Source organism: [Phormidium] sp. LEGE 05292, assembly GCF_015207735.1.
In the GTDB taxonomy this organism is placed as follows: Bacteria; Cyanobacteriota; Cyanobacteriia; order Cyanobacteriales; family Aerosakkonemataceae; genus Floridanema.
The window spans coordinates 1-14,041 of sequence record NZ_JADEWG010000158.1 but is presented as its reverse complement, the minus strand read 5'-3'; the positions used below and the strand labels follow the sequence as shown (position 1 = coordinate 14,041).

The window sequence follows — 14,041 nt, the reverse complement described above, 5'->3', positions numbered from 1 at the left end:
TCTCCCCTACCCCCACCCCTACCTCGGAAAAAAAGATCAGAAAAAAACAAAAAAAGGGGTTGACAGCTTAGGGAATAGTGGATATTATTATAAAAGTGTGAACGACACGCCCCCATCGTCTAGAGGCCTAGGACACATCCCTTTCACGGATGCGACGGGGATTCGAATTCCCCTGGGGGTATCCCAAAGAAATAGGAAAATGCAGAAGGCGAAAGAAAAAAATTTCTTTTCGCCTTTTGTTTATTTTAAGGGGTATCGGTCTAAAGGAGAAGATTTTGGTAAAAAAATGGAACAGGTAGAAGGTTGAAGATAAAAATTCTCCTTGTCTCCTTATCCCAGCTTGGGTTGGTAGTCTTTTAAGGGACAATTTTAGAAGGGAAAAGGTTAAAAGTTAAAGGATAAAGTAATAATTTAAGCTTTTCCCCGCTTATTTTTCCGCCAATTTATCCAGCTTTTCTCTGACTGTTAAGTTGAATAAAGAGCGTAGCAAAAACAACAAACATAACCCGGATAAAGCAAAAGCGATCGGAGCAAAAGCACGATAGTGTCCCAAGAGTAGCACAGCAGCACTGAGCAAAGTAAACCCGGTTAAACAGGCATAAATTAGACTTTTAATCGCTAGATGAATGCGTTTAAGAATGCGATCGCTAGTCTCAGACTTACTCCGAAATTGTAACGCACCACTAGCAATTCTTTCCTCCCAACGTTGCAGCGCCAGTTCCGTTTTACTAGGTTGCTGTAACCTATATTTAATATAATCTCGCGTTTGTCTAGCTAATTCTCCAACACTATTAATGCGTCCTCTAGATAAAGTAATACTTCTGACAAAAGGTTGAGCCGCAGCAACTAAACTATACTGAGGATCGAGAGTTCGCGCTACTCCATCCAAAGTAGTTAATGACTTTATAATATAAGTCATTTGTGCAGGTAATCGGAAGGGTTGTTGCTCAAACATTACATACAATTCTTGGCGAATTTCCCCAAAAGCCTGCAAATCGATCGGCTTTTCCGTAAACTTATCTAATAAAAAAGCAATCAATCGTTTTACTGGAGTCATGTCAGCAACAGGCTCAATTAAACCCATATTAATTAAGCTGTCTAAGACTGTTATTGTGTCCTTTCTTAAAACAGCAAAAAAAGTCTTCAACATTTGGTCTTTTGCCAAAGACTTGACCTCTGCCATCATGCCAAAATCATAAAATATAATTCTGCCTTCCAAACTAACAGCCATATTTCCCGGATGGGGATCTGCTTGAAAAAAACCATCAATTAATAATTGTTTTAAATAACAACAAATGCCGATTTGATTAATTTTTTTTAAATTTAAACCACAATTTTCTAGAGTTTGCTTATCATCGATTTTGATACCTGGAGCATATTCGAGAGTTAATACCTTAGTTGTTGTGTATTCCCAATAAACTTTTGGTACACAAATATCAGGATTATCTTGAAAATTTTGCCGAAATCGATCGGCGTTTTTGCCTTCTTGGATGTAATCAATTTCTTGATATAAAAGATTGAAAAATTCATTGTAAATAGCTACTAAATCATACTTAATTGTCCAAGGTAAATAGCTCTGACAAAAATGTACTAATTGGCGGAGAATTTTAAAATCTAATTTAAATAAATTTTCTAATCCCGGACGTTGAACTTTAACAACTACCTCTTCTCCTGTGTGTAACCAAGCACGATGTACTTGACCTAAACTAGCAGCTGCGATCGGACAGCGTTCAAAATCACGAAATAAAACATAAATAGACTTACCTAATTCTGATTCAACTACCGAAATAGCCTCTTCCGCAGTAATTTGAGGAACCTTATCTTGCAATTCTGATAAAGCTTTCACATACTCTAAAGGTAACAAATCCGCACGAGTAGATAGCGCCTGTCCAATTTTAATAAAAGTTGGGCCTAAATCTACCAAAGTTTCCTTTAACCACTCTGCCCGACGTTTTTTGTGTAAAAGCGAACTATTCGGAAAAGTAGCATCCCACCACAAATAAAAGATAAAAGTTATAGCTGCACTAAAAATATCGATCTGACGAGTCAGCTGAGAATATTGAGGTCTTTGCCAGCGGCAGAGTTTTGGTGAATTTGGCGTAGCAGTTATAGCCATATAATTTAGGATGAGTAATTCCTGATGGGAAACTAAAGATTAAAGGAGTATAAAAACACACTCAAGACGAACGAGCTTGAGATTGAGTTAACTCCGATTTGAATCATTCAGATTACCAATCATCAATTCTCATATTCAATGATGCACTGTGTATACTTCAAATAGTACAAAAGCAGGATCAGAAAAGCAAAATTTGTTCATCACCCCTGCATTTGCGGTAAAGTCAGGGTAAAGCAAGTTAACGATGACGGACTATTTTCGATCAAAGAGCTAGAAACAGTAATTACTCCATTCAAATGTTCTACTAAAGATTTGACCAAAGCTAATCCTAAACCAGTACCTTGAATTCCTTTTTGCATCACTCCCTCACCCCGACGGAACTCCTCGAAGATATAATCCTGTTCTGCTGGTGAGATGCTCGAACCAATATTCGAGAGTGACAAAACGATTTGTGGGACTTTTTGATTAGCTTGGTAAATAGCACGCAAAACAACTTTTGTATCTGGTTCTGAGTACTTACCTGCATTTGTGAGTAGTTCGTTAAGAATGCGGTTTACGCTATCAGCATCAGTATATAATATTAGCGATCGCTTTGGTAAATGCACCTCCATACTTAATCCCTTCACCGACCACTTCTCAGTAAAAGACTGCTCTAACCTTTCAATTATCTCCCTAATATCAACTTTTTGTGGTTGCAGTTTAGTTTTGTGAGATTTCAATTCTTGCAACGTCAGCAAATCATTGATCAAATTAATCTCTAAATTACATTGTTGCTCCAAAATATCCAGATACCTTACCTGACGCTCCACAGGCAACCCTGGTTGACGTAACATACAAATAGCCATTCTCATGCTTGCCAAAGGGTTTCGCATTTGGTCATTCATCGTGCTGAGAAACTCATCTTTAAGCGCATTTAAACGACGTAATTGGTCAATTTGTTGGCGAGTCTTTTCATACAACTTTTTCTGAACAGACAAACTCCATTCTAACTGATCCGTTCTTTCTTGCACCAAAGCAGAAGTTTGGCGTAATGTCTGAAACTGGAGAATAGCGATACTTAACTGGGCGCTTACTAACTCCACCAATTCCAATTCTTCAGTTAACCAAACCCTTGGTTGACGTTGTTGTAAAGCCAAAAAACCCAACACCGTTCCCTGACTTTCCAAAGAAATCAACAGTAAATTTGGCATACTGTCAAGGTCAAAAATTGCTGTTACACCCTCAGTGGAATCACCATAAGAAGTGGAGTTTTTCTCATTAAAAATTAACGGCTTGGGACTATGTTGATAAGCCATCTGACACAAACCACAATCTGATAACGAAAAAGATTGATTAATTGAACTTGGCGAGGGTTGATTGCCTTCGGAATTTAAAATAGACCATTCATAAATTACTGTGGCTTTAGCTCTCGGAATAGGCTTTTGGGAACGGTTTTTTATGAGTGGATCTACGTATTTCAAGAATAAGATTAGACTCCGCTCAATTTGTAGAGTCCGCACTAAACCATCAACAGCTAGCTTGAGAATTTGCTCTAGTTCAGTACAGCTACGGATGGCGATCGTTAACTGATTTAGCAAAGCTTGATGCCTTGATGAGGTATCGAATTGTTTATACAAATGAACCTGTGATATTGCCATTGTTATTTAGTCTGACAAAGCTGAAATTTACGGCTGTTTTTGATACAGCACGACATTAGGAACTATATCCCAAAAGGAACATTACCCTGTTAAATTTTACACTTCCTTTATGGTAAATAAAGTTACTTATGAGCTGGTTGCTTTGGGGTATAAATGATAAACACTCTGAAGAATTTGACCACTGGAAAGATTTATCCTCCAATAACAAGAATTTTTGAGAGAGTTGTTTCATTTAAGTCTGATTTGATATATTTGTATTTTTGGTAGTATGCTATTTTTCCGATAAGACAGACTTATAGAAAGTGCTATAACAGAACTTCTATTACTGACACAACTGGCACTAGATTATCCTTACCGGACAAAACTAGCATCCGTGTTTTCTCTAGAAATCAACTAAATTGAAGTACTAAAAACCGAAACTTTCCTACTTAAGGCTGAGCTGAGCGTTTTTTTTGGGCTTCTTTCAACGCTATTTCGCTACTTTGGCGATATAGCTCTTTGCGGTTTTGCGCTAATTGGTAGCGATCGTCATTAGCTGGGACATTACTCATATAATCTGAAGCCTTTTGCCAGTTAGCAGCTATTTCTAACCACTGAGCCGGAGTTTCGGCAACTTGACCTGCGGCGACAGCTTGTTCTGCTAGTTTCACCGCCGTGCTAAAGGAATCTGTAGATAGGGATACACTGGTTTGCTGGACAACGGCTTTAGTAGTGTTTGCTTTCTGATTGACTGATGATAGGCTGGGCAAAGTGGCTACTGAAGAATCTGATTTTTTCACCGTTGTTTGATTTGCTGGGCGACTTAAACTGTAATATAAGCCCCAGCCAACTAATGACAGTGATAGGCTGAATAAAGCTCCCACGATTATGCCTCGCCTCAATTGTTGTCGAGAACGTTCCACAGGAGTTAAAGAACTCTTCAATGTCGGTTGCTTGCCTACACTAATTTTATGTTCGGATAAATTTTCGACTAACTGATCCCAGAAATGACGCTGGGGTAATTTAATTTCTTCTACCCAAAGTAATTGACTTTCTGGATCGCGGTTAATTTCTTCTACCCACAGTAATTGCTGTTCTTGAATAATGCGACTATTAATCTTAGCACGACGAATATTTCGTGGGCTAATACTGGCCAATATTTCCTGAATTTGCGGCACTAAAATTGATTTTTCCAGGTTATCCGCCTTTTCCGCTTCACATAGCAATTGTAATAAGTCATTTTCTCGCACGGCTCTAGTTCTGACTCCGGTAGCAGACAGTTTTTCATTAAGTAATTGAATGATGGCTGCTACGCTGCCGCTTCGTGCTTGCTTAGCAACGTTCTCTCTGGGATCTAACATTTTGGGATAAGCAATTGTTCGCAAGATGCTCCTAACAGTTTTGTCAAATCTTTAGTTTAGAGTAACAGTTGTACAGATAGACGCAAATACACTTAACTGAGTTTTTTTTAGTTTAAGGTTACTATTGACCCTGCCAAATGGCAAGGTTAACACAAAAATTAGTCTCTATTCCTGATAGATTATGGTTTACTCGCAAAACAAAGAAAGCTAAAGGGGCAGCAACTCATGGGTAAAATTGTGGAAGTACTTCCTTCTCAGACTGATTTAATTTCCCGATCGCTCACCTTAGTCCAAGAAAAGATCGCAGAAGCGATCGACCAACGGGGGATTTGTACCATTGCTCTTTCCGGCGGCAGTACACCCAAAGCACTGTATGAAGCGATCGCCAAACAAAACCTGCCTTGGGACAAAATTCATGTATTTTGGGGCGACGAACGCTACGTCCCACCAGACCATCCCGACAGCAATCAAAAAATGGCTCGACAAGCTTGGCTAGATCGAGTAAATATACCCAGCAGCAATATTCACCCCATGCCCACCGCCGCAGGTAATCCCGCCGCAGACGCGCTACAACACCAAACCGAATTACAACAATTCTTTTCCGTATCAGGTGGCGAGATACCAATTTTTGATATCGTTTTATTAGGAATGGGAGATGATGGGCATACTGCTTCCTTGTTTCCCCATACAGAGGCGCTGCAAGTAAGCGATCGCCTAGTTACCGTGGGCAACAAAGACGGTCAACCTCGCTTAACCTTTACAGTACCTTTAATCAACAACGCTCGTTATGTGGTATTTATTGTTGCGGGTGCTAATAAACAGGCTGCCCTAGCCGAGATTTTTGCCCAAGAAGCCGACGCTATGACTTATCCAGCCCGACTAATTCAACCGCAAGGACAATTTTGGTGGCTATTAGATGAATCAGCAGCCAGAAATCTAAATTTAGTTACCTCAGAACCATAATAAAATTTATTTAGGAGAGTAACTGGCAGCACCTAAATCCCAGCAAATACCCTTGACAATGACCTTTAGGTAAAAACTTCATGATTGTTTGTCCAAACTGCAATCACCAAAATCCAGATGGCGCAGTACAATGCGAAGCCTGCTACACCCCCTTACCTGCGACTACTAGTTGCCCCAACTGTGGTGCGCCAGTACAAACAGATGCTAGTTTCTGCGGTCAGTGCGGCTTTAGTCTCGAGAATAAAGCAGAAGCAGAAGCGGGAGCAGAACCACAAACATCTGCTCCCGCTACAGTGGCAATGACTCCCTCAGCGCCACCTGCAATGCCCGATTTACCTGCACCAGAACCCTTGGTAGAACCAGAACCCTTGGTCGTCAGTTCTTCTGTACCCGATCCAGAAAATTTGAGCGCTCAATCAAATTTACCCCCATCTCCACCACCCGCTACCCCGGAGATGTCATCTGGTAACAGCGCCACACCAAATCAAGGAACCATTGCTCCGACTCGGATTCAGCAACAAAGAGCTTTGCTCAATCATGTCCAAACTAAAACCAATATTGAATTACCACAAAATTTATCAATTATTCATTTGGGAAAACCTAATGAGCAAATTCCCCCAGATATCGACGTTTCTGGATTTCCTAATTCTGAGGTAGTTTCCAGAATCCACGCAGATATTCGAGTTGAGGGAGATGCCTACTATATTGAAGATGTAGGAAGCTCTAACGGAACTTACATTAACCATACGCCTTTGCCAAAGGGTAATCGACATCGATTGCGTTCTGGCGATCGCATTTCCCTGGGAAAGGGAGACCTTGTAACATTCTTATTTCAGCTTTCTTAGTCGATTTGACCCAGAGTAGACACCACCAATGTGATTACACTAAACCTACTACATCCGCTTCAGTCGATCCCCATCCAAAGCTGGACTTTTGAAGAAGAATCGTTGATTCGGATCGGACGTGCCACCGATAACAATGTGATTCTTTATAGCGCCGTAGTCTCCCGCTACCATGTGGAACTACGTCGTCAAGGTTCTAATTGGGAAGTAATAAATTTGGGTGCTAATGGCACATACTTAGAAGGTAAACGCATCACTGAAGCACCGATTAAAGACGGAGTGATGATTCGGTTAGCTCGCTCAGGACCCCAAATTCAAATCCATCTGGGAACGAATGGTACGAAAGATGGACAAAAGATGACCTCGCAAAAACCAGCACTAGGAGAACCAAAGCCAGAAAAATCCAGAGATACTTTAATTTATCCTAAAGGTGAACAACAAAAAGAAGACAGTACCCAAATAGATGATTAGGGGTGTCTTTCAAAGTAGAAGTTTTCAGGCTGATGCGGGGACGCAAAGAAATTAGACAGGAAATTATTCCTTAAGCCTTTGCCCTTTAACTTTTTTCCTTCTTTAGTAAACTATGCAAAATGTAATAAGCTGAATTAATGTGGTGATGTGGTAATCATCACATTATTTTTATCTCCATGCAGCTTAACGGCGCAGCGCCATACTCTCTATCTCTAAAAAGTGCTATTGACTCTCAGACCCTGACAGTCACTCTGGATACTCCTGTGATTGATGTACTGCACCTCATGGCGCAGATGCGAAGTAGTTGTCCAGTAGATACTTCGCCACAATTGTTAGAAACAGATGTGACTTCTCTACAGGCTTTCAAAAGAGCTAGTTGTGCTTTGGTAATGAAAGACTCTCAGTTAGTCGGTATATTTACTCAAAGAGATATTGTGAGGCTAACAGCGATCGGAATGGATTTCCAGGGTGTGAAAGTCGCTGATGTGATGTCCAGTCCGGTAATTAAGCTGATTGAGTCGGATTCTCAAGATATTTTTACGGCTTTGTCAGTTTTTCGTCAACATCGAATTCGCCATCTACCAGTTTTAGACTCCCAAGGTCAACTGATGGGATTGCTGACACCTAAGAGTATTCGTGCTTCCATGCAACCAGCTAATTTGTTAACCAGGTTGTGGTCTGTGGGGGATGTGATGAATACTCAGGTAATTCATGCACCAATGACTACATCGGTGTTGAATTTAGCTCAGTTGATGGCGGAGTATCGAGTAAGTTGTGTGGTAATTACCAGGATTGAAGAGAACTATTCTTTAGAAATTGGCGATCGATTACAAAATTACATAGTACCTGTGGGAATTGTCACTGAGGGCGATATCGTGCAATTTCAGGCTCTAGAACTGAATTTATCCCAAATGCAAGCCCAAGAGGTAATGAGTACGCCGCTATTTTGTTTAACTCCTTCCGATTCATTATGGATTGCTCATCAACAAATGCAGCAAAGTCATGTCCGGCGTTTGGTAGTAACAGGTATTCAAGGGGAATTGTTGGGTATTGTTTCCCAAACTAGCTTGTTGAAAGTTCTCGGTGCTACCGAAATGTATGGGGTGATTGAAGAGTTACAGCAAGCTGTGGATGAACGGACGACGGAATTAAGACAAGCTAATGAAAGATTGCAACGGGAAATTTTTTCTCGGGCGTTAGCGGAAGTAGAATTGCAAAAGGCTCATGATGATTTGAAAAGGCAGGTTGAGGAACGAACTGCTGAGTTAAAAGCGGCTAATAAGTTGCTTAAAGAAGATATAGCGAAACGACAAAAAGTGGAAGAAGCTTTGCGCCGTAGAGAGGTAGAATTACAAGAACAAGCGGCTCAGTTAGAAGCTACTTTACATCAGTTGCGATATACTCAAGCTTCGCTGATTCAAGCGGAAAAAATGTCTAGTTTGGGACAGTTAGTGGCGGGAATTGCTCACGAAATTAATAATCCGGTTAGTTTTATTCATTGTAATTTGCCTTACGCTAGTCAGTATGCACGAGATTTATTAGATGTGGTACAACTTTATCAAAAGTATTATCCGCTTCCGGTGCCAGATATTCAAGTTCGGGCTGAGGAAATTGATTTAAATTTTGTGTTGGAAGATTTGCTAAAGTTACTGAGTTCGATGCAAATTGGGGCAGAAAGGATTCGCCAGATTGTGTTATCTTTGCGGAATTTCGCTTTGTTGGATCAAGCGGAAATGAAACCTGTGGATTTGCATGAGGGAATAGATAGTACTTTATCTCTTTTACAAAATCGCTTGAAGGCAACTCCAGAACATCCGGGTATTTTAGTGATTAAGGAGTATGGGGATCTACCTCTGGTGGAGTGTTATGCTGGTCAGTTAAATCAGGTGTTTATGAATGTGTTGAATAATGCGATCGATGCCTTGGAAAGAGGTTATCCTACTCATTGTTCTGTACCTTGTATTCGCATTCGCACCGAGTTAATTGAGGGTTTGGGGGGAAATGCGATCGCTAATCAATCTCCACAAAAATCCCCGCTTTCGATCGGTAAGTTTCCTTGGTTGGCAATTCGGATTCTTGATAATGGCCCCGGTATGACTGAAAATGTTAGACGTAAACTTTTTGACCCTTTCTTTACGACTAAACCAGTGGGTCAAGGGACTGGGTTAGGATTATCGATTAGTTATCAGATTGTAGTAGATAAACACGGTGGTGAATTAAAGTGTATTTCCGCACCAGGACAGGGTACAGAAGTAGTGATTGAAATTCCTATAAGGCAAAATCAATAGCTTTGAGGAACTCTAGTTTATAGTTAGTGATATCCTATTTGGTAAGTGTATGATTGAAGGAATTGCCGAAGCATTATTTAGTTGATATGCTGGACGTAAGCGGCGGAATGTCGTAACAATTATACACACAAATATCTTCCCAATTTTATAGCGGTGATTACTTTAAATCTGTTACATCCTACCCAGTCTACCCCGGTTCAAAGTTGGACTTTTGATGCTGAACCTGTAATTAAGATTGGTCGTTCCAAAGAGAATGATGTGGTGGTTCTGAGCTCTGTTGTGTCTCGTAAACATATCGAGCTGGTACATAATGGTTCGGAATGGGAAATTGTTAGTTTAGGTTCTAATGGAACTTATGTGTACGATCGCCCAGTGAAAAAGATTAAGGTCAATGATGGCATGATTGTCCGTTTGGGAAATTCGGGCCCAAAAATTCAAATTCAATTGGAAGTGGGAGATCCTGATAAAGTTAATAAGAAATCTGAGTCTAAGCGATCGTCTGGAAATAATTCAGACCCATTAAAAGATAAAAGTACTTTCCTAACTATTCCTCCTGACTAATTACGGAGTACTAATTTTTCATAACTTAATGCTGCATTCACAACTTCTACGAAAATGTAGCATTACTGCCGAAGAAAGACCCGCCCATAAAGGTGTATCTACATTAGCTTTTCTTAATGCTTCTGCTGTCCAATTATTACAAGTTCTCACTATTGAATAACTTCCCTTCGCTGCATAAAACCCACTACTAGATAAGTGACCATCGGCAATTCTAATAGGCTGATTTTGCAAATTTAATTCAAAAGTATTTTGGATAAATTGAGTTAATTGTAAATAATTTGTTTTTGTAACTTTTACACATTTTGTTTCTCGATTTTGGGGAATATGAGAAAATCCTTGCACAAGAATTGTGGAAGGAGTAGGTAAAAATAATGCTTTGAAAGCAGTCACAAGATTTAATTCCGCAAAGGTGGGAGTTTGAATATAAAAATCTCGATCTCCCCAACCAAAAGTAAGATATTTGTAATTAGCTGTAGTATCTTTACCCATAGTGGAAATGTTAATAAATTCCCGCCAATCAACTAAGTTATTACTAACCGGAAGGACAATATTTGTGTGCATTCCATCGTTAATAACACAAACGGAAAAATCGCATTTTTCTTGTTTAATATTGCAGTTGATTACTGGTGTAAAATAACCAATAGCTAATAAGGTAAGCAAAGATAGTTTGGCTAAGAAAGAATAATAGAAAAATTTTTTGAGACGCTGTTTTTTATTTACAGTTAGCCATTTAAGCATAAAATTTTTCTTAAATATAGGCGTGGTTAATTAAGGTTAATTTAGTCTAGGGAATTGAATCTGATTCTGGATAGAGTAAAATTCCACTATATTTTACTTATAATTTTACAGCAACGTTATTTCAGAGGTTAGGAGGTAATTTATGGATACACAAGAATCTGTGATTAAGCAAAGTCAACTAATTAATCTGTTAGTGTTGGATCGCCGCACCGCAGAAGAGTTAGGACGAATAGACCATTTATGGTTAAATCTGCAAACTCATAAAGTTATAGGTTTAACTTGTAAGTCAGGCTTTCTAGGTAGCAGTAAACAACGGGTGCTTTGGCAACAAATTGAATCATTTGGCGAACATAGCATTTTGGTAAATGTTAATACTGAAGAATTTGCTAATCCAGAAAAACCTGATGAAGCATATTCTTTAATCGGTCATGAAGTGTGGACGGATACTGGTAGTAAGGTTGGGAAGTTAGTTGATTATTTAATTGTACCTGAAACTGGCGCTGTAATTAATTATTTGTTTACTTCTAGTGGATGGAAGGGAATTTTAAATGGTCTTTACATTTTACCAATTCCTAAAATTCAAAGTATTGGTAGTAAGCGGTTAATTGTGGAGGAAGCAACTTTTCAGGAACCACAATTTTATTCTGAGGGTTTGAATCAAAAAGTAGGGCAGTTTAAAGACTTGTTAAAGACAGATTTGGAGGAGACAAAGCGCCATTTAGATTCTTTGGCGAAAGGGGCACAGAGTATTGCAGATCAAGCTAAAGATAAGGCGAAGGAGTTAGCAGATCAAGCTAAAGAACAACTTTCAGAAAGTCAAGTTACATCAGAAAATCCTGCTTTACCGGAAGCGCCTGAAATAATTGAAGTTAAAGCTGAGTTGGTGGAAGATTCTGAGGAAAAGAAAAAAGGTTGAGTGGGAAGTTGGGGGAAGTGCGTTGGTGTAGCCTGCGGGTAGCGCGTATCGCTTTTTTTTACCACAGATGAACATAGATAAAGCGGGAGTTTTGCTATGGGGTGCGATCGCTTTTTTTTAACGCAGATATCCACAGATGAACGCGGATGAACGCAGATGTAGTCAGGGGTTTTTTGTGGGGTGCGATCGCTTTTTTTTACCACAGATATCCACAGATGAACACGGATGAACACAGATGTAGCGGGGGTTTTTGTGTGGGGTGCGATCGCTTTTTTTTAACGCAGATGAATGCAGATGAACGCGGATGAACGCAGATGTAGCGGGGGGTTTTTTCTGGGGTGCGATCGCTTTTTTTAACCACAGATATCCACAGATGAACACGGATGAACACAGATGTAGCGGGGATTTTTTGTGTGGGGTGCGATCGCTTTTTTTTAACGCAGATATCCACAGATGAACGCGGATGAACGCAGATGTAGTCAGGGGTTTTTTGTGGGGTGCGATCACTTTTTTTAACGCAGATTAATGCAGATGAACGCGGATGAACGCAGATGTAGCGGGGGGTTTTCTGTGGGGTGCGATCGCACAACCTAAACCTTTTACGAAAAAAACTGCTCGTAATCATCGTGACTTCCAATCCAAAACCAAGTAACTGTATCATTATCCAAAATTCCTACAGTACGATAGTTTCGCGTTATTCTTACAGACCAGATACTTTCTTCACTATTAATACATTTGAAGTGCAATGAGGGATGAAATGGATTTTCAGACCACAAGCGATAAGCTTTTTTAGCTCTTTGTTTAGTCTCTTTATCCAGAGAAGCGTAAGCAGTCCAAAAAGCAGGAAGAGTTGCGGACTTCATAACCGATCGTAGTCCAATGGTTTTGCTTTTCCTTCGGCAATTTCTTTTTTAGCACGTCGCGCTGCATCAATTAGTTGCTGTTGTGTTTTCTTAAAGGATTTATCCCATTTCCTCTCATCTTCTAAATCAGCAATATATTCTCGTAAATGTTCGGCTACTTGTTCTTGCAATGTTTCTGGTAAAGATTCCATCATAGCGATGACGGTGGTAATTGCTGGAGATGACATAAAACATAATCCTCTAATAGCAGGGATTTTGATATTAGTTTATCATTTGGGAAAAGTGCGATCGCACTATCTTTAATAAAGATATATTTCTAGATCTGATAAAGCTTTACCTAATATCTATTTCACTTCAAATTGAGAATTGGATTCAAATTTTTAGTTGAGTGAGCTTCGCAAACAGCTTTCATAACAGCTTTAATGGTGTCATTTTTTTGACATATCTCTCTTTTGTTTTCACAATCACAAGTTTGGATTAAAGATTGATACATAAGTTTAATTTCTTTATCTTGTTCAATCAGATAAGGTAACTCAGTTATGGCGTATCTATAATATATTCTTTTTAATAGTATTGAATCATTAATAGTGTTTATGAAATTTATCTTGAAAGACTCTTTAGGGTTAGGTTCGTCTTGATTGATTTTACCAGCCTTTTTGAGATTTACCCAATGTATTTCAACTTTTTTGGATTCATCATCTAATTTTTCCTTCAACATAAGCAAATCATTTTGAAATTTTTCCAAATCATCCGGTTTCTGTTGCTCCTTTAGATCATCAACATATTGCTTTGGTATCCAATAGCCAAGAATTGTTTCAATTCCATAATATCCTAGAATAGCTGTGCGAATTTTTTTGTTTAAATTATATCGTTTATTTATTATATTCAGATCTTTCGCAAAGTAGCTGATCGTAAGGGATTTTGCAGCTTTAGTGACCTTAAACTCCTCTTTGCCCAAAATATTTTTTATTTCCTGTTCGTCAGAATCGATATTTTTGTTCTGGTTAATTAATTTGTAGGGTACAGCAAAAGATAATGTTTCATCCCATTTATGAACTAAACAACCGCATCTGAGTAGATAGTATTCAAATAAATAGTAATTTTCCTCATTAATATTTTGTTCAAAATCTCCTATACTATCGAAGTTTTTTAAACTTTCAATTTGAGTAAAATCACTTTGGCTCTCCCGTACCTGTGGGGATAAGTAAATCTTATTTAAATAAACAAGCTAACAGCTTTTCTCGCAAAGATTCAAAGCTTTTAAAGCCATAGCTTTGTCGAATAATGAGCTTAATTCTATTATTAA

General features: G+C 39.0%; 14 protein-coding genes and 1 tRNA gene. 7 read left to right on the top strand and 8 right to left on the bottom strand.

The window, feature by feature from the left end; all coding sequences use genetic code 11:
- Nucleotides 1-108 precede the first annotated feature (108 nt).
- A tRNA-Glu gene (locus tag IQ264_RS27215) sits at nucleotides 109-181 on the top strand.
- Nucleotides 182-427: 246 nt separating this feature from the next.
- Here IQ264_RS27215 and IQ264_RS27210 read toward each other — a convergent pair.
- The 3 genes from IQ264_RS27210 to IQ264_RS27200 all read right to left on the bottom strand — a co-directional run bounded on the left by IQ264_RS27210 (nucleotide 428) and on the right by IQ264_RS27200 (nucleotide 5,117).
- On the bottom strand, nucleotides 428-2,116 hold the full coding sequence (locus IQ264_RS27210; RefSeq protein ID WP_193984825.1) for an ABC1 kinase family protein: 1,689 nt from the start codon (nucleotides 2,114-2,116) through the stop codon (nucleotides 428-430).
- 200 nt (nucleotides 2,117-2,316) lie between these two features.
- Nucleotides 2,317-3,753 carry a GAF domain-containing sensor histidine kinase gene (locus IQ264_RS27205; protein ID WP_193984823.1) on the bottom strand — a complete coding sequence of 479 codons (1,437 nt, stop codon included), beginning with the start codon at nucleotides 3,751-3,753 and terminating at the stop codon, nucleotides 2,317-2,319.
- 428 nt (nucleotides 3,754-4,181) lie between these two features.
- Nucleotides 4,182-5,117, bottom strand: coding sequence for a hypothetical protein (locus tag IQ264_RS27200; RefSeq protein WP_228061856.1), 936 nt, complete (start codon nucleotides 5,115-5,117; stop codon nucleotides 4,182-4,184).
- Between the two features lie 201 nt (nucleotides 5,118-5,318).
- Between IQ264_RS27200 and pgl the strand changes: the two genes are divergently transcribed.
- From pgl to IQ264_RS27175, 5 genes are all read left to right on the top strand, one after another.
- Nucleotides 5,319-6,056, top strand: coding sequence for a 6-phosphogluconolactonase (gene pgl, locus IQ264_RS27195; RefSeq protein WP_193984821.1), 738 nt, complete (start codon nucleotides 5,319-5,321; stop codon nucleotides 6,054-6,056).
- Between the two features lie 80 nt (nucleotides 6,057-6,136).
- A complete protein-coding gene (locus IQ264_RS27190) occupies nucleotides 6,137-6,901 on the top strand; it encodes an FHA domain-containing protein (protein WP_193984819.1) in 765 nt (254 codons plus the stop codon).
- A gap of 30 nt (nucleotides 6,902-6,931) precedes the next feature.
- A complete protein-coding gene (locus IQ264_RS27185) occupies nucleotides 6,932-7,369 on the top strand; it encodes an FHA domain-containing protein (protein ID WP_193984817.1) in 438 nt (145 codons plus the stop codon).
- Between the two features lie 176 nt (nucleotides 7,370-7,545).
- On the top strand, nucleotides 7,546-9,657 hold the full coding sequence (locus tag IQ264_RS27180) for a CBS domain-containing protein (protein ID WP_193984815.1): 2,112 nt from the start codon (nucleotides 7,546-7,548) through the stop codon (nucleotides 9,655-9,657).
- 153 nt (nucleotides 9,658-9,810) lie between these two features.
- Nucleotides 9,811-10,218, top strand: a complete 408-nt coding sequence (locus IQ264_RS27175) for an FHA domain-containing protein (protein ID WP_193984812.1) — start codon at nucleotides 9,811-9,813, stop codon at nucleotides 10,216-10,218.
- An 18-nt stretch (nucleotides 10,219-10,236) separates the two neighbouring features.
- Here IQ264_RS27175 and IQ264_RS27170 read toward each other — a convergent pair whose 3' ends face one another.
- Entirely contained in the window at nucleotides 10,237-10,956 is a 720-nt protein-coding gene (locus IQ264_RS27170; protein WP_193984810.1) for a DUF2459 domain-containing protein, read from the bottom strand.
- Between the two features lie 142 nt (nucleotides 10,957-11,098).
- Here IQ264_RS27170 and IQ264_RS27165 point away from each other — a divergent pair, with 142 nt between their 5' ends.
- The gene (locus IQ264_RS27165) at nucleotides 11,099-11,872 is read left to right on the top strand and encodes a PRC-barrel domain-containing protein (protein ID WP_193984808.1); all 774 of its coding nucleotides are present in this window, start codon (nucleotides 11,099-11,101) and stop codon (nucleotides 11,870-11,872) included.
- Nucleotides 11,873-12,068: 196 nt separating this feature from the next.
- Here the strand turns inward: IQ264_RS27165 and IQ264_RS27160 are convergent, their stop codons facing one another.
- The 4 genes from IQ264_RS27160 to IQ264_RS27145 form a co-directional block, all read right to left on the bottom strand.
- The gene (locus IQ264_RS27160) at nucleotides 12,069-12,497 is read right to left on the bottom strand and encodes a hypothetical protein (RefSeq protein WP_193984806.1); all 429 of its coding nucleotides are present in this window, start codon (nucleotides 12,495-12,497) and stop codon (nucleotides 12,069-12,071) included.
- Nucleotides 12,472-12,735, bottom strand: a complete 264-nt coding sequence (locus IQ264_RS27155) for a hypothetical protein (RefSeq protein WP_193984804.1) — start codon at nucleotides 12,733-12,735, stop codon at nucleotides 12,472-12,474. The genes IQ264_RS27160 and IQ264_RS27155 overlap by 26 nt, the downstream gene beginning before the upstream one ends.
- On the bottom strand, nucleotides 12,732-12,962 hold the full coding sequence (locus tag IQ264_RS27150) for a hypothetical protein (protein ID WP_193984802.1): 231 nt from the start codon (nucleotides 12,960-12,962) through the stop codon (nucleotides 12,732-12,734). Before IQ264_RS27150 ends, IQ264_RS27155 begins: the two co-directional genes overlap by 4 nt.
- 122 nt (nucleotides 12,963-13,084) lie before the next feature.
- On the bottom strand, nucleotides 13,085-13,693 hold the full coding sequence (locus IQ264_RS27145; RefSeq protein ID WP_193984800.1) for a hypothetical protein: 609 nt from the start codon (nucleotides 13,691-13,693) through the stop codon (nucleotides 13,085-13,087).
- Nucleotides 13,694-14,041: the final 348 nt, after the last annotated feature.